Source organism: Streptomyces sp. ITFR-6 (assembly GCF_031844725.1).
Lineage (GTDB): Bacteria > Actinomycetota > Actinomycetes > Streptomycetales > Streptomycetaceae > Streptomyces.
The window spans coordinates 7264627-7286043 of record NZ_CP134612.1 but is presented as its reverse complement, the minus strand read 5'-3'; the positions used below and the strand labels follow the sequence as shown (position 1 = coordinate 7286043).

At 70.4% G+C, this 21417-nt stretch carries 18 protein-coding genes; 10 read left to right on the top strand and 8 right to left on the bottom strand.

Annotation, left to right across the window (positions count from 1 at the left end):
* Positions 1 to 36: 36 nt before the first annotated feature.
* The 4 genes from RLT59_RS33195 to RLT59_RS33180 all read right to left on the bottom strand — a co-directional run bounded on the left by RLT59_RS33195 (position 37) and on the right by RLT59_RS33180 (position 4464).
* Positions 37 to 876, bottom strand: coding sequence for an SDR family NAD(P)-dependent oxidoreductase (locus RLT59_RS33195; protein ID WP_311306810.1), 840 nt, complete (start codon positions 874 to 876; stop codon positions 37 to 39).
* A gap of 188 nt (positions 877 to 1064) precedes the next feature.
* A complete protein-coding gene (locus RLT59_RS33190; protein WP_073739454.1) occupies positions 1065 to 1910 on the bottom strand; it encodes an amidohydrolase family protein in 846 nt (281 codons plus the stop codon).
* Complete coding sequence (locus tag RLT59_RS33185) at positions 1907 to 3094, bottom strand: mandelate racemase/muconate lactonizing enzyme family protein (protein ID WP_311306809.1); 1188 nt, start codon at positions 3092 to 3094, stop codon at positions 1907 to 1909. The genes RLT59_RS33190 and RLT59_RS33185 overlap by 4 nt, the downstream gene beginning before the upstream one ends.
* Positions 3094 to 4464: an aspartate aminotransferase family protein gene (locus tag RLT59_RS33180; protein ID WP_311306808.1), complete on the bottom strand. Its 1371-nt coding sequence runs from the start codon at positions 4462 to 4464 to the stop codon at positions 3094 to 3096. The genes RLT59_RS33185 and RLT59_RS33180 overlap by 1 nt, the downstream gene beginning before the upstream one ends.
* A gap of 288 nt (positions 4465 to 4752) precedes the next feature.
* On the opposite strand from RLT59_RS33180, the gene RLT59_RS33175 reads away from it, so the two are divergent.
* The 10 genes from RLT59_RS33175 (at position 4753) to RLT59_RS33130 (ending at position 16571) form a co-directional block, all read left to right on the top strand.
* Positions 4753 to 5610 carry an IclR family transcriptional regulator gene (locus RLT59_RS33175; protein WP_311306807.1) on the top strand — a complete coding sequence of 286 codons (858 nt, stop codon included), beginning with the start codon at positions 4753 to 4755 and terminating at the stop codon, positions 5608 to 5610.
* Positions 5611 to 5818: 208 nt separating this feature from the next.
* Positions 5819 to 7966, top strand: coding sequence for a putative phage tail protein (locus RLT59_RS33170; RefSeq protein ID WP_311306806.1), 2148 nt, complete (start codon positions 5819 to 5821; stop codon positions 7964 to 7966).
* Positions 7967 to 8008: 42 nt separating this feature from the next.
* Entirely contained in the window at positions 8009 to 9265 is a 1257-nt protein-coding gene (locus tag RLT59_RS33165) for a Gfo/Idh/MocA family protein (RefSeq protein WP_311306805.1), read from the top strand.
* Between the two features lie 41 nt (positions 9266 to 9306).
* Positions 9307 to 10563: an ABC transporter substrate-binding protein gene (locus tag RLT59_RS33160; RefSeq protein ID WP_311306804.1), complete on the top strand. Its 1257-nt coding sequence runs from the start codon at positions 9307 to 9309 to the stop codon at positions 10561 to 10563.
* Positions 10564 to 10661: 98 nt separating this feature from the next.
* Positions 10662 to 11567: a carbohydrate ABC transporter permease gene (locus RLT59_RS33155; RefSeq protein WP_073739466.1), complete on the top strand. Its 906-nt coding sequence runs from the start codon at positions 10662 to 10664 to the stop codon at positions 11565 to 11567.
* 2 nt (positions 11568 to 11569) lie between these two features.
* Complete coding sequence (locus RLT59_RS33150) at positions 11570 to 12520, top strand: carbohydrate ABC transporter permease (protein ID WP_399126520.1); 951 nt, start codon at positions 11570 to 11572, stop codon at positions 12518 to 12520.
* 6 nt (positions 12521 to 12526) lie between these two features.
* Positions 12527 to 13555: an NAD-dependent epimerase/dehydratase family protein gene (locus RLT59_RS33145; protein WP_311306803.1), complete on the top strand. Its 1029-nt coding sequence runs from the start codon at positions 12527 to 12529 to the stop codon at positions 13553 to 13555.
* An 8-nt stretch (positions 13556 to 13563) separates the two neighbouring features.
* Entirely contained in the window at positions 13564 to 14643 is a 1080-nt protein-coding gene (locus RLT59_RS33140; protein WP_311306802.1) for a dihydrodipicolinate synthase family protein, read from the top strand.
* Positions 14627 to 15652, top strand: a complete 1026-nt coding sequence (locus RLT59_RS33135) for a hydroxyacid dehydrogenase (RefSeq protein ID WP_311306801.1) — start codon at positions 14627 to 14629, stop codon at positions 15650 to 15652. The genes RLT59_RS33140 and RLT59_RS33135 overlap by 17 nt, the downstream gene beginning before the upstream one ends.
* A 70-nt stretch (positions 15653 to 15722) precedes the next feature.
* Positions 15723 to 16571 (top strand): fumarylacetoacetate hydrolase family protein, encoded by an 849-nt coding sequence (locus tag RLT59_RS33130; RefSeq protein ID WP_311306800.1) that lies wholly within the window; start codon positions 15723 to 15725, stop codon positions 16569 to 16571.
* 6 nt (positions 16572 to 16577) lie between these two features.
* Here the strand turns inward: RLT59_RS33130 and RLT59_RS33125 are convergent, their stop codons facing one another.
* The 4 genes from RLT59_RS33125 to RLT59_RS33110 form a co-directional block, all read right to left on the bottom strand.
* Positions 16578 to 18278, bottom strand: coding sequence for a flavin monoamine oxidase family protein (locus tag RLT59_RS33125; RefSeq protein WP_311306799.1), 1701 nt, complete (start codon positions 18276 to 18278; stop codon positions 16578 to 16580).
* 55 nt (positions 18279 to 18333) lie between these two features.
* Complete coding sequence (locus tag RLT59_RS33120) at positions 18334 to 19131, bottom strand: carbon-nitrogen hydrolase family protein (protein ID WP_311306798.1); 798 nt, start codon at positions 19129 to 19131, stop codon at positions 18334 to 18336.
* 182 nt (positions 19132 to 19313) lie between these two features.
* Complete coding sequence (locus tag RLT59_RS33115) at positions 19314 to 19769, bottom strand: Lrp/AsnC family transcriptional regulator (protein WP_311307943.1); 456 nt, start codon at positions 19767 to 19769, stop codon at positions 19314 to 19316.
* 137 nt (positions 19770 to 19906) lie between these two features.
* Positions 19907 to 21364 carry an aldehyde dehydrogenase family protein gene (locus RLT59_RS33110; protein WP_311306797.1) on the bottom strand — a complete coding sequence of 486 codons (1458 nt, stop codon included), beginning with the start codon at positions 21362 to 21364 and terminating at the stop codon, positions 19907 to 19909.
* Between the last annotated feature and the right edge of the window lie 53 nt (positions 21365 to 21417).

Genomic DNA, 21417 nt, shown 5'->3' with positions numbered 1-21417 from the left:
TGTGCGTGCTCCGCGGGTCGCAGGGCGGCGCGGCGGTCAGATCGTGTTGCGGTACGGCGGCATGAAGCGCATCCGCGGCATCTGGTCGGCCAGCACCCCGCCGTCCACCACGATCCGCGCCCCGGTGAGGTAGGCACCCGCGTCCGAGGCGAGCAGCAGCAGGGCGCCCACACACTCGTCGGGCCGCGCGTACCGGCCGAGCGGGATGCGCTCGCGGTACGCGGACTCGAAGGCCTCCCGGTCGAAGGGGAACTCGCCGTCGATGGGCGTCTCGACCATGCCGGGCGCAAGCGTGTTGGCGGTGATGCCGTGCGGGGCGAGCTCGACCGCCAGGGTCTCGGTGAGCAGTTGGGCGGCGGCCTTGGAGGCGTTGTAGTGGGCCAGGCCCGCTTCGGCCACCAGGGCGTTCTTCGAGGTGATGGTGATGATGCGGCCGGCCACGGAGTCCGCCGTCATGTGTTCGGCGATGCGCTGGCTGAGGAAGAACACCGCGTCCACATTGACCCGCATGATGTGCGACCAGCTGGCCGGGGTGATCTCGTTGAAGCGTTCCAGCGCCGCCGTGCCCGCGTTGTTGACCAGGATGTGCAGCGGGCCGCTGTCGGCGCGCACCGTGTCGGCGAAGTCTGCCAGCGCCTCGATGTCCCCGAGGTCCTGCCCGTACACCCGGCAGCGCCGCCCGAGCGCCTCGACCTCCGCCCGGGTCCACTCGATGCCCTCGGCGCCCGGCAGGTCGACGAGCACCAGGTCGGCGCCCGCCTCCGCCAGTCCCACGGCGAAGGAGCGGCCGAGGCCCCGGGCGGCCCCGGTCACGAGCGCGGTGCGGCCGGTCAGATCGAAGCGGTCGGTGCCGCGGGGCGGGACGGCTGCGGTCATGGCGGGGCTCCTCCATGCGGAGAGATGCTGAGAGATACGGAACAGGGCCTTGCCTTCGGGCCGGGCCGGGTCGGGCCGCCGCGCGGGGGACACATGGGTGAGTGCGCGGCGGCCCTGCTACCGGCCGGCACCCCCGGGACAGGGGGATGAACCGGGGCGCCGTACCGGTAGTTCGGGGGAACGGCGGGTCAGCCGTTCAGGCCCAGCAGATCGAGCGAGGGCCGGTGGATGATCTCCTCGATCGCGTCCGCGTCCAGCGGCGGCAGCCCGGGGATGCCGGGGATGCGGGCGATCTCCCGGAGCCCCTTCACCGAGTCGTCGACCGTCGTGAACGGGTAGTCGCTGCCGAACAGCACCTTGTGGAAGACCCCGTAGTCCTGGACCAGCCGGAGGCTGTGCCAGAGCTGGAAGGGCCGGTAGTGCAGGGCGCTGAGGTCGGCGTACACGTGCGGGTGCTTGCGGATGACCGCGATGCACTCGCCCTCGAAGGGGTGGCCCAGGTGGGCCAGTACCATCCGCAGCTCGGGATGGCGGATGGCGACCGCGTCCAGGTGGCGGGGCATCGCCCACTCCAGCGGCGCGCTGGAGACGAACGTCGTGCCGGTGTGCACCAGGAGCGGCAGGCCGTGCCGTTCGGCGTACGTGTACAGCTCGTCGTACTCCTCCGCGGCCGGGTCGAAGCCCGCGTACATCGGCATCAGCTTGATGCCGCGCAGGCCCAGCTCCTGGTGGCCGTAGCGCAGTTCCTCCTGCCAGCCGGGCTGGGTGGGGTCGAGCGCCAGGTAGCCGATCAGCCGGTCAGGGTGTTTCCCGACGTACGCGGCGACGGCGGCGTCGTCGACCCAGAGGCCGCTGCGCCTGGCCTTGCCGCCGACGACGATCGTGCGGGTGGAGTCGGGCGCCGTGGCGGCGTACTCCTCCCACTTCACCGTGAGGTCGACCTCGCCCGCGTGGGCGCGGGCGGAGTCGGAGCTGAACGGGTCGGTGAAGTCGTGGCTGTGCCGGAAGAGATGGGAGTGGACGTCGGTGATCATGTGCGGTTCCGCTTCTCCCAGCCGTCCGCGAACATGTTCCAGAAGCGGTGGCTGGGCGGGTGTTCCTCGAAGACCTCGTCGACGAGTTCGACGCCGAGCCCGGGGGCGGTCGGCAGTCCGATGCGGCCGTCCGTCATCGGGAGGGTGCCCTTGAGGGCGTCGAAGACGAACGGCTCCAGGAGCCCGTCGAAGGTTTCGAGAATCTTGAAGTTGGGGATTCCGAGCGCCGCGTGCACCGAGACGGTGGTGCAGAGCGGGGAGTTGGAGTTGTGCGGGGCGACGAGCATGCCGTGGGTGTCGGCGATGGCGGCCAGCTTCCTGACCTCGGTGAAGCCGCCGGCCATGGACAGGTCGGGCTGGATGATGTCGACCGCGTTGGTGGCGAAGAGCTGCTTGTACTCGTAGCGGTTGTGGAAGTGCTCACCGCCGGAGATCGGGAAGGCGGCGCGCTGGCGCAGTTCCGCGTACCGCTCGATGTGGGTCCAGGGCATCGGCTCCTCGAACCAGCCGATGTCGAACGGTTCCAGCTCGCGCACGAGGCGGGCGGCGGTCGGCATGGCGAAGCGGGCGTGGCCCTCGATGAAGAGGTCGATGTCCGGTCCGATGGCCTCGCGCACGGCGGCGACGAGGTCGATGGAGCGGCGCAGTTCGGCGCGCTCCAGCTCGTGCAGGCCGGGGCCGAAGGGGTCGAACTTGAGGGCGGTGAAGCCCTTGGCCACGGTCTCCTTCGCCTTGGCCGCGAAGGTCTCGGGCTCACGTTCCCCGGTGTACCAGCCGTTGGCGTAGACGCGTACGTCGTCGCGGCAGGCGCCGCCGGTCAGCCGGTAGGCGGGGACGCCGAGCGCCTTGCCCATCAGGTCGTACATCGCCTGGTCGAGGCCGGACAGGGCGACGCCGCCCATGTCGCCGCCGCGCAGGAAGTCGCCCTGGTAGACGCGGAGCCAGAGTTCCTCGACGTCGAAGGGGTCGGCGCCGATCAGGTGGCGCCCGGCGATGGCCTCGGTGAGCGCGCAGACCTCACCGACCCGGTAGGGGTGGGTGATCTCTCCGATCCCGGACAGGCCCTCGTCGGTGTGGACCCGGACATAGCCGAAGTCGCGCCAGGAGGTGCCGAGCATCAGGGTCTCGACGCGGGTGATCCGTCCGGCGGGGCCGACGGGGCGGGTGCGGTTGACGGTCAGCATCAGCGGGTCGCTCCACCCATGGTCGAGGTGTTCTCCAGGTCTCGGGCGCCGCCGTCCGCGAGGACGGCCTTGACCGCGGCCTCCGTGCCCTCGATCAGGCGGTCCACGTCGGCGTCGGTGTGCGCGTAGCTGATGTGGCTGCGCTTGAGGTTGAGCGGCAGCTCGAACAGGCCGTGCTCCAGGAGCTTGCGGCGGTAGCCGACGAACAGCGAGGCGTCGTTGTTCAGCAGGTCCGCATAGGTGCGGGGGGCCTCGCCGGGCATGAAGTAGCTGACGAAGACGGAGCCGTAGCCGGTGACGACGGCGGGGACGCCGAGGCGCTCGTACAGTCCGGTGAGTTCGGTGCGGACGCGGCCGCCGAGCCGGAAGACGTGGTCGTGGACCGGCTCCTCGCGGAGTTTGCGCAGGGTGGCGAGGGCCGCGGCGACGACGGACGGGTGGCCGTTGTACGTGCCGGCGAAGAAGGCCGGGGCGCCGGGGCGGGTGGAGAAGAGGTCCATCAGCTCCGCGCGGCCGCCGATCGCGCCGACAGGGGCGCCGTTGGCGATGGCCTTGCCGAGGGTGGTGAGGTCGGGGGTGACGCCGGAGATCTGCTGCCAGCCGCCCAGCGCGTGGCGGAAGCCGGTGATGACCTCGTCGAAGATCAGGACGCTGCCGGCCTTCGTGGTCTCCTCGCGCAGCGTGGTCAGGAACTCCTGGTAGGGCAGGAGCGCGCCGACGTTGTGCGGGACCGGTTCGACGATGACGGCCGCGATGTCGGAGCCGTGCTCCGCGAAGGTGCGACGGACGGCCTCGCTGTCGTTGAACGGCAGGACGAGAGTGGCTTCGAGGACCTCGGGCAGGATGCCGGTCGAGATCGGGTCGTGGCCGCCGACCTTCTCGGGCGCGGAGATGACGTTGAGGCTGACCGAGTCGTGCCAGCCGTGGTAGCAGCCCTGGAACTTGACGACGAGTCGGCGGCCGGTCGCGGCGCGGGAGACGCGCAGCGCGTGGAACGTGGCCTCGCTGCCGGTGCTGGTGAGCAGCACCTTCTCGATCGAGGGGATCAGCTCGGTGAGCTGCTCGGCGAGGAGGACCTCGCCCTCGGTGACGCCGACGCCCATGTGGCCGAGGGTGGCGCCGGCCTCGGCGGTCGCGGCGGCCACGTCGGGGTCGTTGTGGCCGAGCAGCGGCGGGCCGAACGCCGAGTGGAAGTCGGTGTACTCGCGTCCGTCGGCGGTACGGAACCGTGCGCCGTCGGTCCCGGTGACGACCAGGTCGGTCAGTCCGGGAACGCTGCGCTGACCGCTGTTCACGCCGCCGGGTACGACCTGGCGGGCGCGTTCGGCGAGTCGGGCTCCGGATTCGTTGCCTACCGGGCCTGAACTCATGGTGCTTGCTCCTTGCGTCGAGAGTCGTCGGTTTTCGCGGGCCCTGCCCGGCCCGTGAGTCCCTGGCGCCATCCGCCCGGCAGTCGCCGCAGGAAGAGGTGATCCGTGGTGCTCGGTACTGCGTTTCGCTTTTTCAGAACACTGTTCTGTAGAGCAGAACAGTGCCTGGATATTACGTCCGCCTCTGAGGTCGGTCAACCCCCTTCCAGCCACCCAAGGCCCTGTTTTCCGGGTTTTCTTGGTTCGCCCGTACGCCGCAGGACCCCATAGGCACTAGGCTGTTCTGCTATGACGAACAGTGCTGCCCCTGAGGAACCGAAATACTGGGTCAAGAGCGTGGCCAGGGCAGCCGACATCCTCGAAGCTCTCGCCGCCCCCTCCCAGGGGAACGGGCTGAGCGTCACCGAGGTCGGCCAGGTCTGCTCCATCTCCAAGAGCGCGGCGTTCGGCATGCTCCAGACCCTGCGCGCCTACGGACTGGTCTCGGACGACGGCGAGGGCATGAACCGCCGCTACCGGCTCGGCATGAGCCTGGCCAGGCTCGGTGACCGGGCCAGGTCCCAGGTCTCGCTGCGCGGGGTCGCCCACCCCGTCCTGCGCGAGCTCAACCGCGCCACCGGCATGGCCTCCAGGCTCGCCGTCCCCGAGGACGGCCACGCGGTCGTGGTGGACCAGGTCGAGCTCGACCAGCGCGTCCGGCTCGATCTGCGGATGGGCCAGCGCGAGCTGCCGCACTGCACGGGCCTGGGCAAGGCGCTGCTCTCCGCGGTGCCGCAGGGCGAGGCCGCCTCAATCGTCGAACGGTTCGGGCTGCCCCGGCGCACGTCCCGCACGATCACCGACCCGGCGACCTTTTTGTCCCACCTCCGCGACATCGCCAGGGTTGGCTACGCCCTGGACGACGAGGAGGACGCCGAGGGCATCATCTGCATCGGCGCACCGGTCTTCGACGACCGTTCGGTGTGCGCCGGGGCCGTCTCCATCACCGGGCTGAAGACCGGGCTGCCGGCCTGGCGGTACCAGGAGCTGGGCGGCCAGGTGCGGGATTCGGCGCGCCGGATCAGCGTCTCGCTGGGCTGGGTCGACGACCCGGAGGACGGTGTTTCGGACACCGCGATGCCGCATTCCGACGAAATCGGGTCTTGACCGATCGGCGCAACCCGCCGTAGGTTCCCTGCCAACCCCGGTGACGCTCACCCGCCACCGCCGATTTACCCCTCCCGGTCCGATTCCGACGCCTGCCCAACGCGTCGTGAACATCCGACGACCGGACCCTTTTCAGCCATCCGCCTCATGGCAGTCCACCGCAGGAACGCTCCCTCACTTGTCGCACTTCTTGGAAGGCGAAGTCCGCATGAGCGTTCCGCACCACTCCACCCCTGCCTCGTCCCGTCGCAACGTGCTGCGGGCTTCGGGTCTGGCCGGTCTGGTCATCGCCGGTTCGGCCGTGGCCACCGGGTCCGCGCAGGCCGCCCCCGCCCATACCGGCGATGTCCTGAACCTGGACTCGGTCGCCGCGCTGCGGGCCCTGAACACCAAGCCGCTGGCCGACGGCACCCAGATCCTGCTGGCCGGCTACCGCACCCCCGGCGACGGCGGCGCCATGGCCCTGCGCTGGAACAAGAAGTCCACCGCCGCCCACAACGGCGGCACCGTCATCGCCCCCACCCACGCGAAGACCGGACGCTGGCACCAGCTCCACACCGGAACGCTCGACTTCCGCACCTTCGGCCACTTCGACGCCACAACCCCCGCCGACGCCGCACTCGACGCCATGGTCAACGACAAGAGCGTCCACCGCGTCGAAGCCCACACCGACCTCCTGTTCACCAAACGCCACCTCTTCCACCGCTCGAACATCGAACTCGACTTCGGCGGACACCACATCCACACCACCGGCATCGAGAAGAACACCCACGACAACCCCTTCGGCGCCGTCCTCTCCTTCCACGGCACCGTCACCGACACCACCGTCAAACACACACTGGGCGCGGCGATGCCGGATCTCTCGGACCTCTTCGAGGTCGGTGACGCCTCGGAGTTCGCGGTCGGCCAGTGGTGGGCCGTGGAGATCAACGCGCTGGCGGGCACGTACGAGAAGGAGATCCAGCGGCTCGTCCAGGTCACGGATGTAGTCGACGCCACGCACATCCGGGTCAACTACCAGATCGGCTGGGACCTGGCCGCCGGACGCACCCTGAGCTGGACCCGGATCGAGCCCGTGGACCGCGCCCACGTGCGCAACATGGTCTTCGAGGGCTGGGGCGAGGACGAGATGACCGGCTCGCACCCGGTCGCCTACGAGTACGCGGTGCGCTGCGACGTCTCCGGCATCGAGGCCATCGGCACGTTCTGGCCGGTGGTGATGCGCCGCTGGTGCACGTACTACCGCACGGAGCAGTGCTCGCTGACCAACCCGAAGTCCGTCACCTACGGCGGCGCGGGCTACCTCACCCAGCAGATCTACTGCCTGTACGGGCACGTGGAGGACTGCCACACCTCCAACGCCCGCCATCTGAACGACTTCACGGCCTCGGCCTACTGTTACGTCACCAACTGCCACGGCGACGGTGACGACGAGGGCCCGTTCGTGACGCACGGCCAGTTCGAGCACGACCTCACGTACACCGGCAACTCGGGGCTGATGACCTTCGCCAACTCGGGCACGGCCTGGGGCGGCCGGGCCAAGCGGATCACCGTGCGCAGGCACGCCTGCTCGTGGTTCGTGGCCCGCGTCAAGATCACCGATCTGACCCTTGAGGACGTCCTGGTCGTCGGCAAGAAGTCGCTGGACGGCTCCGGAATGCTCTGGGTCAACGCGGACGGCGTACAGATGCGGGGCTGTACGGCGACGGGCCCGCTGATCGTCTCCCGGGCCTCCGACCTGTCCGCCCGCCCCAACGTCATCGCGGACTCCTCCTTCGCCTTCGCGGCGGGCGCCGAGATCACCCAGGCCAGTGTCACCGCGCCGCTCACCCTCCAGCGCACCACTCTGAAGGGCGTCGACGGCGCGCTGTTCAACGGCACCGGGCCGCTCGTCCTCGACCAGTGCGCCCTGACCGGATCCAAGGACACCGCCCCGGTCTCGCTCGCCCACGCCGACATCACCGTCCTGGGCGGCGAACTGCGCGACACCGGGCTGAAGCTGACCTCGGCGAAGGACCAGCGCCTGCGCATCGACGGCACGCGGCTCTCCGGCACCAACAAGGACGGCGCCCTGCTCGCCCGTACCGGCGCCGGGCGCACCGTCGACTGGCAGCTCGGCGGCCTCGACTCGTCCGCGCCCGGGGACACCGCCCATGTGCTGCTCACCGAGGGGCCCAACCGCTACCGGGCCACCGGCTCCACCTTCACCGGTGGCCGGCTCGAACTGCGGCCCGCGGCGTTCGGCGGCTCCAGCCATCTGCTGCACACCGGCTGCGTCGAGGACGGCACCGAGCGCACCGCGCTCCCGGACGAGGGCGACCGCGTCGCCCACACCTCGGCCACGCTGCGCTTCTGACCATCTGGGCCCTCACGGCCCATCGAGCACCAGGGATTCCCCGTGTCCACGCATACCCCGATCACCGGCCGGCCCGTACGCGTCGCACTCGTCGGCGCCGGCAACCGCGGTCTGACGTACGCCGAGTGGATCAAGGCGCACCCGGAGCGCGCCGAACTCGTCGCCGTCGCGGATCCGCGCCCCGCGGCGCGGACGGCGGCGGGCGCGCCCGTCGGGTTCGACGACTGGCGGCCGCTGGTGGAGAACCGCATCGCGGACGCCGTCATCGTCGCCACCCAGGACCGCTTCCACGTGGAGCCGGTGCTGGCGCTCGCCGAGGCCGGTTACGCGATCCTCGCGGAGAAGCCGCTCGCCCCGACAGAGGAGGAGACCCGGCGGATCGTCGAGGGGGTGGAGCGGGCCGGGGTGCTGTTCGCGGTGTGCCACGTCATGCGGTACACCCCGTACACCGACCTGGTGAAGGAGGTCGTGGACTCCGGGGTGCTCGGTCAGCTCGTCTCGCTCGACCATCTGGAGCCGGTCGGCTGGTGGCACTACGCCCACAGCTACGTACGCGGTCCGTGGCGCAGCGAGAAGGACTCCTCCCCGATGCTGCTGGCCAAGTCCTGCCACGACCTGGACTGGATCACGTACATCATGGGCGGCCGGATCGAGCAGGTCACCGGCTTCGGCGGGCTGAAGCACTTCCGGCCGGAGAATGCCCCGGCCGGCTCCGCGGAGCGCTGCCTCGACTGCGCGGTCGAGGCGGACTGCCCGTACAGCGCGCTGAAGCTGTACATGCCGACGCTGCGCGAGAAGGGCGCGGTCTGGCCGGTCACCCATGTCACGGAGGCGACCGACGAGGCCGGTCTCCTGACGGCCCTGCGCGAGGGCCCGTACGGGGTCTGCGCGTACCGGAGCGACAACGACGTGGTGGACCACCAGGTCCTCGCCATGCAGTTGACGGACGGGGTGACCGCGACGTTCCAGATGGTCGCGTTCACCGAGCAGACCCACCGCCAGACCCGGATCTTCGGCTCGCACGGCTGGCTCGTCGGTGACGGTGAGCGGGTCACGGTGCAGGACTTCCGGACCGGCGAGTCCACCGTCCACGAACTCGGCGCGTCCGGTTCGAACGCGGCCGACGGGCACGGCGGCGGGGACGCCGCACTCGTCGAGGCGTTCGTCACCGCCGTCGCCACCGGCGACTCCGGGGCCGTCCGCTCCGGTCCCGCCACCTCGCTCGGCAGCCACCTCGCGGCGTTCGCCGCCGAGCGCGCCCGGCACACCGGCACCGTCCAGACGGTCCCGGCGCAGTGACCTCCCCTCTTCCCGCCCTCAGGTTCCCGGAGGACCACCTCATGTCCCGTCTCCTCACCCGCCGTTCAAGAGTCCGCGCCCTCGCCGCGCCCGTCCTGGCCACCGCGCTCGCCGCCGGAGTGCTGGCCGGCTGTTCCGGCAGCGGCGACGACGGCAACACCGTGACCATGTGGACCTACCCGGTCATCTTCGACGAGGCCAAGAACAAGGCGTACTGGGACGGCCTGGTAAAGGCGTTCGAGAAGAAGCACGAAGGCGTCAAGGTGAAGGTGGAGACCTTCCCCTGGGCCAACCGCGACACCGCCCTGGCCACCGCGATCGCCTCCGGCAAAGGCCCCGACGCGGTCTACCTGATCCCGGACCAGCTGCCGAAGTACACCAAGAGCATCATCCCGGCCGACGACTACATGCCGGCCTCCGCGAAGTCGGACTACACCGACTTCGCGCTGAAGTCCGTCACCGTGGACGGCAAGCCGCTCGCCACCCCGATCCTGACCAGCGCCAACCCGCTGATCTGCGACAAGCGGGTGTTCGACGCGATCGGCGAGAAGAGCTACCCGTCGAGCTGGGCCGACCTCGACGCGCTGGCCCCGAAGCTGAAGAAGAAGGGCTACTACGCCACCAGCTACAGCGGTGACACCCAGCAGACCCTGAACATGACCTTCTACCCGCTGCTCTGGCAGGCCGGCGGCGACGTCTTCTCCGAGGACGGCAGACACGTGACCTTCAACGACGCGGCCGGCGTCAGGGCCCTGACGTACCTCAAGAAGCTGGTCGACGGCGGCTACACCGACAAGGACCTGGTCACGACCACGCCCAAGCTGGAGCAGACCCCGACTGCCAAGGGCAAGGTGGCCTGCACCTGGCAGAACACCCCGGCGGACGTCGAACCGTTCTGGGGCAAGGAGAACATCGTCGTCCAGCCGCCGCTGAAGGACACCGCGTCGGTCGGATACGGCACCGTGGGCGCGCTCGCCATGCTGAAGGGCGCCGACAAGAAGAACACCGGCGACTGGCTGAACTTCGTCGCGGAGTCGAAGAACTCGGCCGGACTCCAGAAGGCCGCCGGCTACTTCCCGGCCCGCAAGTCCGGCGGCGACCTGTACCCGGACGACAAGCTCCAGACCGCCGTCGGCGCCACGCTGCCGAGCATGGACGTGGGCCCGCTCCAGGACAAGGCGCGTGAGGTCCAGGGCGTGCTCGCCCCGGAGATCCAGGCCGCGCTGCTCGGCAAGAAGAGCCCGCAGGACGCGCTGGACACCGCGCAGAAGGCCGCGCAGGCGATGCTCGGCCGCTGATCAACGGTCGTGGGGGCCGGTCTCCGGCCCCCACGGTCCCACCCGGGGATGGCACCCCGGAACCCCCCGCAATTCCCCCGTACCGCAAGGAGATCCCCGTGGCAGTCGTCGCGGAACCCACCCGCCGGGGCCGTCGCAGCGGGCCGCAGGCGCGCCGCGAGGCCCGGATCGGCCTGCTCTTCGTCCTCCCGTGTTTCCTGCTGTTCCTCGCCTTCCGGTTCGGTCCGGGCGTCGCCGGTGTGCTGATGAGCTTCACCGACTACTCCCTCACCGGCGGCGGCAGCTTCATCGGGCTCGACAACTTCACCCGCCTCTGGGCCGATCCGCTGTTCTGGCAGGCCCTGAAGGTCACCGTCCTGTACACCGTGATCGCCGTACCCGGCACGCTCGCCGCCTCCGTGTGCCTGGCGCTGATCACCCGCCGCGCGTTCCGCGGCGCCAAGTTCTTCCGCTCGGTGTTCTTCCTGCCGGTCGTCACCTCCCTGGTGCTGGCCGCCACCGTCTTCGTCTGGATCTTCTCGACCGGCGGCCCGTGGTCCACCCTGATGGGCTGGTTCGGGCTGTCCGAGGGCTCCTGGCTCTCCGACGACGTGCTGGTGCTGCCCGCACTCGCGATCGTCGGCATCTGGTCCCGCTTCGGCTACGGGATGCTCATCCTGCTCGCCCGGATGCAGGACATCCCGCGCGAGCTGGAGGAGGCCGCGCTCACCGACGGGGCCGGGCCCTGGCAGCGGTTCCGGTACATCGTGCTGCCGCAGCTCAAGCCCGCCCTGTTCTTCCTCGCCGTGATCGAGACGACGGCCTCTTTCCAGGTGTTCGACGCCGTCTACACCATGACGGGCGGCGGACCCGCCAACGCCAGTTACACGCTCGTCTTCCAGCTCTACGACGCGGGCTTCAAGTACTTCGACCTGGGTTACGCCTCCGCCATCGGTGTCGCGCTCTTCGTGCTGACCGTGGTCGTCGCGGTGATCCAGCGGCTCGTGATCGGGAAGGACCAGTGACCATGACAACCGCACCCGAAGAGACGAAGGCCCCGCCCGTCCGCAAGGCGGCCCCGGTTCCCACCGGCCGGGCCGCGCGCCGGGCCGAACGCAGGCTGCGCAAGCTCTCCGAGCAGGACACCGTCCCGTACGGCATGCGTCCGACCAGGGCCGGCCGGATCGCGCGCGGCGCGCTGCTGACGGTGGCCGCGCTCGTGACGGTCTTCCCGTTCTACGCGATGGTCGTGCTCTCGCTGAAGCCGTCCGCGGCGGTCGACTTCCCCGGCAGTCTGCTGCCCTGGCCGCTGACCGGCGAGGCGTACGACACCGTCATGGGCGCCCAGGACGTGCCGCGGTGGCTGCTGAACACGCTGATGTACTCGGTCGTCTCGGTCGTCGGCGTGCTGCTGCTCGCCTCGCTCGCCGGATACGCGTTCGCCAAGAAGCGCTTCCCCGGGCGGGAGGCCATGTTCTGGTCGTTCCTGTCGATGGTGATGGTCCCGTACCACGTCACGATGATCCCGACGTTCGCGATGATCGCGAAGCTCGGCGGCGTCGACACGTACTGGGGACTGATCGTGCCGACCCTGGCCAACGCCCAGGCGGTTTTCCTGATGCGGCAGTTCATCCAGGGACTGCCCGACGAGCTCTTCGAGGCGGCCCGGCTCGACGGGTGCAGCGAGTGGCAGATCTTCTACCGGATCGTGCTGCCGCTGCTGAAGCCGATCCTCGCCACGCTCGGGGTCTTCGTCTTCCTGTGGCACTGGAACGACTTCCTGTGGCCGCTGGTCATCGGCCAGTCCACCGACATGCGCACCCTCACCGTCGGCATCGCCTCGCTCCAGCAGCAGAACGTGCCGCTCAACGTGGTGCTGTCCGGCTCCGTCATCGCGTTCGTGCCCATCTTCGCCGCGTACATGGTGGGCCAGCGCTACTTCACCGAGGGCGTCACCGCGTCCGGAATCAAGGGATAGCCAGGTATGTTCACCGATGAGGCCGCACTCGAAGAGCGGCTCGCCACCCCCTCCCCCGCGCTCGTCGCCGACCTTGCCCGCCTCGAAGGCGATCTGCTGGTCCTCGGCGCGGGCGGCAAGATGGGCCCCAGCCTGTGCCGACTGGCCCGCCGGGCGCTGAACGCCTCGGGCCGCACTGATGTGACCGTGTACGCGGTCTCCCGCTGGTCGGACAAGGCCGCCGCGGACGAGCTGGAGGCCGCCGGGGTCCGCACGGTCGCCTTCGACCTGATGGACCCGGCCGCGGACCTGGCCGAACTGCCCGACGCCGGGAACGTCGTCTTCATGGTCGGCGCCAAGTTCGGCTCCGCCGGGGCGCCCTCGCTCGCCTGGGCGGTGAACGCCGCGATGCCGGACCGGGTGGCACGGCGCTGGTCCGGAGCGCGGATCGCCGCGTTCTCCACCGGCAACGTGTACCCGCTGGTGCCGGTCTCCTCCGGCGGCTGCACCGAGACCGACCCGGTCGGCCCGGTCGGGGAGTACGCCATGTCGTGCCTCGGCCGGGAGCGGATCTTCGGCCACGCCGCGCTGACCCTCGGCACCAGGGTCGCCAACATCCGCCTCAACTACGCGGTCGACCTGCGCTACGGCGTCCTCGCCGACATCGCGTACCGGGTCCAGGCGGGCGAGCCCGTCAATGTGACGACCGGTCACGCCAACGTCGTCTGGCAGGGGTACGCCAACGAGGTCGCGCTGCGCTCGCTGCCGCACGCCACCGACGGCGATCCGTTCACCCTCAACCTCACCGGCCCAGAGACCGCCTCGGTGCGCCGCATCGCGCAGTGGTTCGGGGAGGAGTTCGGCAAGGAGCCGGTCCTCGCCGGGACCGAGGCGCCCACCGCGCTGCTCTCCGACGCGAGCCGCTGCCACGCCCTCTTCGGCTACCCGGACGTGGCGCTGCGCACCCTCGTCGAGTGGCAGGCCGACTGGCTGCGGCGCGGGCTCCCACTGTCCGGCAAGCCCACCAAGTTCCAGGTACGTGACGGAAGGTTCTGATCCACTCCATGTCCGCTTCCCCCCGCCCGTCCACCCCAGCCTCCCCCCGCCCGTCCACCCCCGCCCTGGATCTGCTCGCCCGGGGTGCGGCGATACCCGCCCACCCGCTGGCGCTGCACGCGGACGGCACGTTCGACGAGCGCCGCCAGCGCGCGCTGACCCGCTACTACCTGGCGTCCGGGGCGGGCGGCGCCGCCGTGGCCGTACACACCACGCAGTTCGAGATCCGCGAGCCCGGCGTCGGTCTCCTCCGGCCCGTCCTGGAGCTCGCGGCCGAGACGATCGACGCCGAGGCCGGCCGCCCGTTCGTCAAGGTCGCCGGCGCCTGCGGCTACACCGCGCAGGCCGTCTCGGAGGCCACCACCGCCGCCGAACTCGGCTACGACGCGGTGCTGCTCAGCCCCGCCGTGCCCGGCGCCGACGAGAAGGGGCTGCTGGAACGGGCGCGGGCGGTCGGCGAGGTGCTGCCGGTGATCGGGTTCTACCTCCAGGAGGCGGTCGGCGGACGGTACTTGTCGCCCGGCTTCTGGTCCGCGTTCACCGACCTGCCGAACACCGCCGCCGTCAAGATCGCCCCCTTCGACCGGTACCGCACCGCCGACGTCGTACGGGCGGTGTCCGCCGCCGACCGGGCCGGCGAGGTGGCGCTGTACACCGGCAACGACGACGACATCATCGGTGACCTGCTCACCCCGTACGGCACGGCGGACGGGCCCCGGCGCTGGTTCGCGGGCGGGCTGCTCGGCCAGTGGGCGGTGTGGACGAGCTCCGCGGTCACCCTCCTCGAAGACGTCCGGCTGGCCCGCGCCGGGGACCACGGAGCGATGGTCCGCTGCCTGGCCCGCCGCTCCGAGCTGACCGACGCGAACAGCGCGGTCTTCGACGTACGCAACGCGTTCCGCGGCTGCATCGCCGGAGTGTCCGAAGTGCTGCGCCGCCAGGGCCTGTTGGCGAACATCCGCTGCCTGGACCCGGCCGAGACGCTCTCCCCCGGACAGGCCGAGGAGATCACTCGGGTGGCCTCGGCCTACCCTTGGCTGACCGATGACGCCTTCGTTGCGGAGCACCTCGATGCCTGGCTCTCCTGAAACCGCCGACCGCTCCTCCCGGGTGGTCGTCGCCGTACCCCCGCACCTGCGCGAGCAGTTCTTCACCGCGGAGGTGTGGCAGGAGCTGGAGCGGGCCGCCGCACTCACTGTCCTCGACGAGCACAGCGACCGGGAAGCGCTCAAGGCGGCGCTGCCCGGCGCCCGCGCGCTGATCCTGTCCTGGCGGGCGCCCAAGGTGGACGCCGGACTCCTCGCCCACGCGGACCGGCTGGAGCTGGTGGCGCACACCGGCTCCGCGGTCGCGCCCTATGTCACAGAGGACGTGTTCCGGCGGGGCATCCTGGTCACCCAGGCCGGCGACGAGATGGCCCGCCCGGTCGCAGAGGTGGCCCTCGCCTTCACCCTCTCGCTGCTCCACCGCATCCAGCGCTTCGACCACGCCCTGCGCGGCGGGCAGGACTGGGCGACGGCGAGCACGGCACCGCCGCGCCACGAGATCCACGGCAGCGACATCGGGGTGATCGGCGCCTCCCGCACCGGACGGGCCTACATCCGGATGGTGCGGGCCATGGGCGCACGGGTCAGCGTCACGGACCCGTTCCTCTCCGAGGCCGACGCGGAGGCGCTCGGCGTGAGGTCCGTACCGCTGGAGACACTCCTCTCCGGCAGCCGGATCGTGGCCGTGCACGCACCGGTCACCGAGGAGACCCACCGGATGATCGGCGCCGAACAGCTGGCGCTGATGCCGGACAGGGCGGGCCTGGTGAACACCGCCCGCTCGTGGCTGGTCGACGAGGACGCGCTGCTGGCCGAGCTGACCACCGGCCGGCTCGACGCGGCGATCGACGTCTACGACGCCGAGCCGCTGCCCGTCGGCCACCCCTTCCGCGCCCTGCCGAACGTGCTGCTCACCCCGCACCAGGCGGCCGGCAGCGTCGAGTGCCGGCAGCGGCTGGGCACCAGCGCCGTCAACGAGGTGCTGCGGCTGCTCGCCGGACGCCCGCCGGTCCACGCCGTCACCGCCGAGGCGCTCGTCCGGCTGCGCTGACCGCCACCCGTACCGAAACCCGTACCCGTATCTGTATCTGTATCTGTATCTGTCAGGAGATCCACCCGTCATGCGACTGATGCGCATAGGCGAGCCGGGCCACGAACGCCCGGTCGTCGTCTGCCCCGAGGGACGCCACTACGACCTGTCGGGCATCACCGACGACATCGACGGCGCGTTCCTCGCCGCGCTGGCCGACAACCCGCACCTGATCCCCGCAGAGCCGAAACTCCCTGAGACCGACATCACCGGGCAGCGGATCGGCGCCCCGGTCGCCCGGCCCTCCGCGCTCCTGTGCATCGGCCAGAACTACGCGGCCCACGCGGCGGAGTCCGGCGCAGAGCCGCCCGAGCAGCCGATCCTGTTCTACAAGTCCCCGAACACGGTCGTCGGCCCGTACGACGACGTCCTCATCCCGCGTGGCTCGAAGAAGACTGACTGGGAGGTGGAGCTGGCCGTCGTCATCGGCCGCCGCGCCTCCTACCTGGGCTCCCCCGCCGACGCGGCCGCGCACATCGCGGGCTACGCGGTCAGCAACGACGTCTCGGAGCGCGCCTTCCAGCTGGAGGAGTCGGGCGGCCAGTGGTCCAAGGGCAAGAGCTGCGCCACGTTCAACCCGCTGGGCCCGGTGCTCGTGACGGCCGACGAGGCCGGTGACCCGCAGCAGGTGCGGCTGCGCAGCTTCGTCAACGGGGAGCCCAGGCAGGACTCCTCCACCGCGGACATGATCTTCAGCGTGGCGCACCTGGTGCACCACCTGTCGCAGTACCTGGTGCTGGAGCCCGGAGACATCATCAACACGGGTACGCCGCAGGGCGTGGCGCTGTCCGGCCGCTTCCCCTACCTGGGCCCGGATGATGTGATGGAGGTCGAGATCTCCGGCCTGGGCCGGCAGCGAAGCGTCTGCCGGCCCGCGTAACCGGCCTCAGTCCTCGGGGAGTTCGACCGGGGCGAGCTCGTCGAACAGGTCACCGGGGCCGGGGTTGGCCGCGTCGGTCGCGCCGCCGAACTGGGTCATCACGCCCCAGACGGCGTTCAGCGCGGTCTGCACGGCCCCCTCGGCCCAGCCGGCCGTCCAGGAGATGTCGTCGCCCGCCAGGAACAGGCCCCGCTTGTCGGCGGGCAGCCGGTCCTGCATGAAGTGGGTGAACAGCCGCCGCTGGTAGCGGTAGTGGCCCGGCAGGTTGGCCTTGAACGCGCCCATGAAGTACGGCTCGTTCTCCCAGGACACCGTCACCGGGTTTCCGGTGATGTGCTTCCTGATGTCGATGCCGGGATAGATCTCGCCGAGCGACTTCAGCATGACGTCCATGCGCTCGGTCGCGGAGAGCGGCAGCCACTTCAGGCTGTCGTCGCACCAGGTGTACGAGAGACAGATGCTGGCGGGCTTGTCCGGGCCGTCGTCGAGCAGGTACGTGCCGCGCGTCATCCGGTCGGTCAGCGTCATCGACATGGTGTCGCGACCGGTGGTCTCGTCCTTGTCCAGCCAGAACGGCCGGTCGACGGGGACGAACAGCTTGGACGACTCCATGTAGTGGGTGCGCTCCATCGCCGTCCAGTGGTCGATCGGGAAGAGCGCGTCGTCGCAGGCGATCTTGGAGAGCAGCAGCCAGGACTGACCGGTGAAGACGGCCGCCCGGAAGGTGCGGATGTCGCCGGAGGCGTCGGTGACGGTGATCCGGTTCCCGGCGGTGCGGTTCAGCCGGGTCACCGCGGGGCGCGGCTCGCCGTCGTGCAGCGAGGCCAGCGAGGTGCCGAGCGGCCAGTGCATGATCTTCTGCGGTTCGCGTTCCCAGAGGCGCAGCGGAAGCTGCTGGCTGCCGCCGACGATGGAGCGGTGGTGATCGTCCGCCTCGGTGTAGACGACGCGCAGGATCTCCAGGATGGAGTTGGGGAAGTCGGTGTCCCAGCCGCCGGTACCGAAGCCGACCTGGCCGAAGATCTCGCGGTGCCGGAACGACTTGAAGGCGTCGGAGTCGCAGAGGAAGCCGTAGAAGGTCTGGTTGTCGAGCTTCTCGACGAGCCGGGCCCAGATCTCCCGGATCCTCGGCACGTCGCGCTCGCGCAGCGCCCGGTTCATGTCGGAGAAGTCGGCGCCCTCCTCCAGGCAGGCGTTCCAGGCGTCCATCACGTCCCGGTAGACCTGCGGGAGGTCGTCGATGGTGGCGGCGTAGTGCGACTCGCCCTTCAGGTCGACGACGGTCGAGGGCGTGACCGGGGAGAGCGGGTTGGGGAACGGCTTCGTCTCCAGTCCGACCAGGTCGATGTAGTGCTGGAGCGCGGTCGAGGACGGCGGGAAGCGCATCGCGCCCATCTCGGCGGTGAGCGGCTCGCCGTCCGTGGTGCAGCCGTCGAACTCGACGGTGCGCAGCCGGCCGCCGATCCGGTCGGCCTCGTACAGGACGGGCCGCAGCCCCATCTTCATCAGCTCGTAGGCTGTGATGATCCCGGAGAGCCCGCCGCCGATGACGGCCACCTCCGCGCCGTGCTCGGTCGCCGGTATCTGGCCGAGCCCCGCGGGGTGTGCGAGGAAGTCGTCGTACGCGTACGGGAAGTCCGGCCCGAACATGGTGATCGGCGGGGCCGCCTCGGTGTGCGGGACGGCGGTGGGCACCGTGGACGTCATGGGGTACGGACTCCTTGCGGGAAAAAGGGGGTGAGCGGTGTGCCGGTCTCGGAGCTCAGACGAGGGAGCCGTACAGGCCGGGACGCCGGTCGAGCAGATACGGGTTGCCGGCGCGGGAGGCGGCCAGCAGGTCCGGGTCGACGTCCCCGAGTACGAGCTCCTCGCCGCGTCCGGCACGGGTGCGGACCGTGCCATCGGGGCCGGCCAGGCAGCTCAGCCCGACGAACTCGAACTCGCCTTCCGGGCCGGTCCGGTTGACGTAGGCGACGTACAGCTGGTTCTCGAAGGCGCGGACGGGGACGAGGGACTCGGCGACGAACTGGAAGGGGTGCATCTGGGCGGTCGGCACCAGCAGCAGATCGGTGCCGGCCAGCGCGTGCGCCCGGACGTTCTCCGGGAACTCGACGTCGTAGCAGATCATGAGCCCGATTCGGACGCCGTCCAGCTCGGCCTGGACGACCGGCTGCTCACCGGGGGTGAACCAGTGCTGCTCGAAGCCGCCGAAGAGATGGGTCTTGCGGTAGTTCGCGAGCGGGGTGCCGTCCGGGCCGATGAGCTGGGCGGCGTTGTACAGGGTGTCGCCGTCCCGCTCCGGGTAGCCGTAGTGGACGGCGATCCGGTGCCGTGCGGCGATCTCGGCGACGGCCTGCGCGGCGGGCCCGTCGGCGGCCTCGGCCAGCCGGGGCACGTCGTCCCCGATCGCGTACCCGGTCAGGAACATCTCGGGGCAGACGAGCAGCCGGGCCCCGTCTGCTGCGGCGCGCCGGGCGGCGTCGTCGAGCACCTCGGTGTTCCGGGCCACCGAGCCGGGAATTCCGGAGCTCTGGAGCAGGGCGGTGCGCAACGGCGGCATGGCTGACCTCGGGCGGTGCGGGCGGGGCGGGGACGTAGAAACGGTACGTTCCGCCCGACACCCCGAACAAGCAGCGACTGTTGCGCACCAACGACCGATCCGTTGCGCGGATCACGCGGGACACGAAGATTCATTGCGCGAACCCGGGCCCACCTCACGTACGCCGCCGCGCGGGGACCCTGCTACCCCGGCGACCCCGACGAATACCGCCGCAGCAGCGGTGAGAGCACGAGCACGGACTTCGTCCGTTCCACGTACGGCTCGCCCGCGATCCGCTCAAGCACCTGCTCGAAGTGGCGCATGTCCGCCGCGAAGACCTGGACGAGCGCGTCCGCGTCACCGGTGACCGTGGACGCGGAGGCGACCTCGGGGTAGCGGGCGAGCCCCCGCTTGATCGAGTCCGGGGAGGTGTTGCGGCTGCAGTAGATCTCGATGAACCCCTCGGTCTCCCAGCCGAGCGCCGCCGGGTCCACCCGCACGGTGAACCCCGTGATCGCGCCCTCGGCGCGCAGCCGGTCCACCCGGCGCTTCACGGCGGGCGCGGACAGGCCGATGATGGAGCCGATGTCGGCGTAGGAGCGGCGGGCGTCTTCGGCGAGGGCGTGGACGATGCGTTCGTCGAGGTCGTTCAGTCGCACGTCGTACGGGTCACTTCTCTGCGATGGCGTGGCCGGGTGACGGGCCACGGTCAGGACTGCTTCGGGGGCGGCGGTGCCGCCCCCGAAGTAGACCACGGGCGCGCCGTGCGGGCGCGCTCACCGCAGGTGGGGCGAGGTCAGAACGGGAACCGGGAGCGCCCGTGCTGCACGGAGATCCACTTCAGGGTGGTGAAGGCGTCGAGCATCGAGTCGCCGTTCAACCGCCCGAGTCCGGAGTTCTTCTCGCCGCCGAAGGGGACGATCGGCTCGTCGTGGACGGTGCCGTCGTTGATGTGGATCATGCCGGTGCGGATCCGCTGCCCGATCCGGACGCCGCGCTCGATGTTGCCGGTGTGTACCGCGCCGGTCAGTCCGTACGGGGTGTCGTTGGCGATCCGGACGGCCTCGTCCTCGCCGTCGAACGGTACGAGGAGCGCGACCGGGCCGAAGATCTCCTGCGAGAGCACCGGGGAGTCGGCGGCCAGGCCGGTCAGTACGGAGGGGCTGACGAGGTTGCCGACGGCCTGTCCGCGCAGGAGTGCGGTCGCGCCGGCCGCCACGGTCTGGTCGACGAGGGCGGTGATCGCCTCGGCCTGGGTGGAGTTGATCAGCGGGCCGATCTGGGTCGCCGGGTCGGCCGGGTCACCGACGCGCAGCGAGGCGACCTTGGCCACGAACTTCTCGGTGAACTCCGGCTCCACCGAGCGGTCGACGAGAATCCGGTTGGCGGCCATGCAGACCTGGCCCTGGTGCACGTAGCGGCTGAAGACCGCGGCGTCGACCGCGTAGTCCACATCGGCGTCGTCGAGGACGATGAGCGCGCTGTTGCCGCCGAGTTCGAGCACGGAACGCTTGAGGTTGGCGGCGCACACGGTCGCGACGTGCCGCCCGACCTTGTCGGAGCCGGTGAAGGAGATGACCTGCGGGACGGGGTGCTCCAGCAGCGCGTCACCGATCTCCGCGATGTCGGTGACCACCACGTTGAGGAGTCCGGCGGGCAGCCCGGCGTCCTCGAACACCTTGGCCACCAGGGTGCCGCCGCAGATCGGCGTGTTCTGGTGCGGCTTGAGGACCACGGCGTTGCCGAGTGCGAGGGCGGGGGCGACCGACTTCAGCGACAGCAGGAAGGGGAAGTTGAACGGGCTGATGACACCGACGACGCCTGCGGGCACCCGGTAGACCCGGTTCTCCTTGCCCTCGGTCGGTGAGGGCAGTATCTGTCCGGTGGACCGCAGCGCGAGCTGGATCGACTCGCGGAGGAACTCCTTGGCCAGGTGCAGCTCGAAAGCGGCCTTGAGGCGGGTGCCGCCCAGCTCCGCGACGATCGCGTCACCTATCTCGGCCTCGCGGTCCTCGACGATCCGCAGCGCCTTCTCCAGTACGGCCCGCCGGGCGTAGGCGTTGGTGTCGCCCCACGCCTGCTGAGCCGTCTCGGCCGCCCGGTAGGCCTGGTCCACCTCGTCGGCCGTGGCGACCGTGATCGAGGCGAGCTTCTCCCCGTCGAAGGGGTTGAAGTCGATGATGTCCCACGAGCCCTTGCCCGGCCTCCACTCGCCGTCGATGTACTGATGGGCCAGGTCAGTGAAGAAGGACATGAGATCCCTTACCGCAGAGAGGCGGGCAGCTGATTGGGGTTCATGTTACTTAA

Excerpts from the sequence above, each read along its gene's own strand:
- RLT59_RS33145 (WP_311306803.1), top strand. The coding sequence starts at position 12,527 with ATGTTCACCGATGAGGCCGCACTCGAAGAGCGGCTCGCCACCCCCTCC.
- RLT59_RS33125 (WP_311306799.1), bottom strand. The coding sequence starts at position 18,278 with ATGACGTCCACGGTGCCCACCGCCGTCCCGCACACCGAGGCGGCCCCG.
- RLT59_RS33170 (WP_311306806.1), top strand. The coding sequence starts at position 5,819 with ATGAGCGTTCCGCACCACTCCACCCCTGCCTCGTCCCGTCGCAACGTG.
- RLT59_RS33190 (WP_073739454.1), bottom strand. The coding sequence starts at position 1,910 with ATGATCACCGACGTCCACTCCCATCTCTTCCGGCACAGCCACGACTTC.
- RLT59_RS33185 (WP_311306809.1), bottom strand. The coding sequence starts at position 3,094 with ATGCTGACCGTCAACCGCACCCGCCCCGTCGGCCCCGCCGGACGGATC.
- RLT59_RS33175 (WP_311306807.1), top strand. The coding sequence starts at position 4,753 with ATGACGAACAGTGCTGCCCCTGAGGAACCGAAATACTGGGTCAAGAGC.
- RLT59_RS33135 (WP_311306801.1), top strand. The coding sequence starts at position 14,627 with ATGCCTGGCTCTCCTGAAACCGCCGACCGCTCCTCCCGGGTGGTCGTC.
- RLT59_RS33180 (WP_311306808.1), bottom strand. The coding sequence starts at position 4,464 with ATGAGTTCAGGCCCGGTAGGCAACGAATCCGGAGCCCGACTCGCCGAA.
- RLT59_RS33110 (WP_311306797.1), bottom strand. The coding sequence starts at position 21,364 with ATGTCCTTCTTCACTGACCTGGCCCATCAGTACATCGACGGCGAGTGG.
- RLT59_RS33150 (WP_399126520.1), top strand. The coding sequence starts at position 11,570 with ATGACAACCGCACCCGAAGAGACGAAGGCCCCGCCCGTCCGCAAGGCG.
- RLT59_RS33120 (WP_311306798.1), bottom strand. The coding sequence starts at position 19,131 with ATGCCGCCGTTGCGCACCGCCCTGCTCCAGAGCTCCGGAATTCCCGGC.
- RLT59_RS33140 (WP_311306802.1), top strand. The coding sequence starts at position 13,564 with ATGTCCGCTTCCCCCCGCCCGTCCACCCCAGCCTCCCCCCGCCCGTCC.
- RLT59_RS33160 (WP_311306804.1), top strand. The coding sequence starts at position 9,307 with ATGTCCCGTCTCCTCACCCGCCGTTCAAGAGTCCGCGCCCTCGCCGCG.
- RLT59_RS33195 (WP_311306810.1), bottom strand. The coding sequence starts at position 876 with ATGACCGCAGCCGTCCCGCCCCGCGGCACCGACCGCTTCGATCTGACC.
- RLT59_RS33130 (WP_311306800.1), top strand. The coding sequence starts at position 15,723 with ATGCGACTGATGCGCATAGGCGAGCCGGGCCACGAACGCCCGGTCGTC.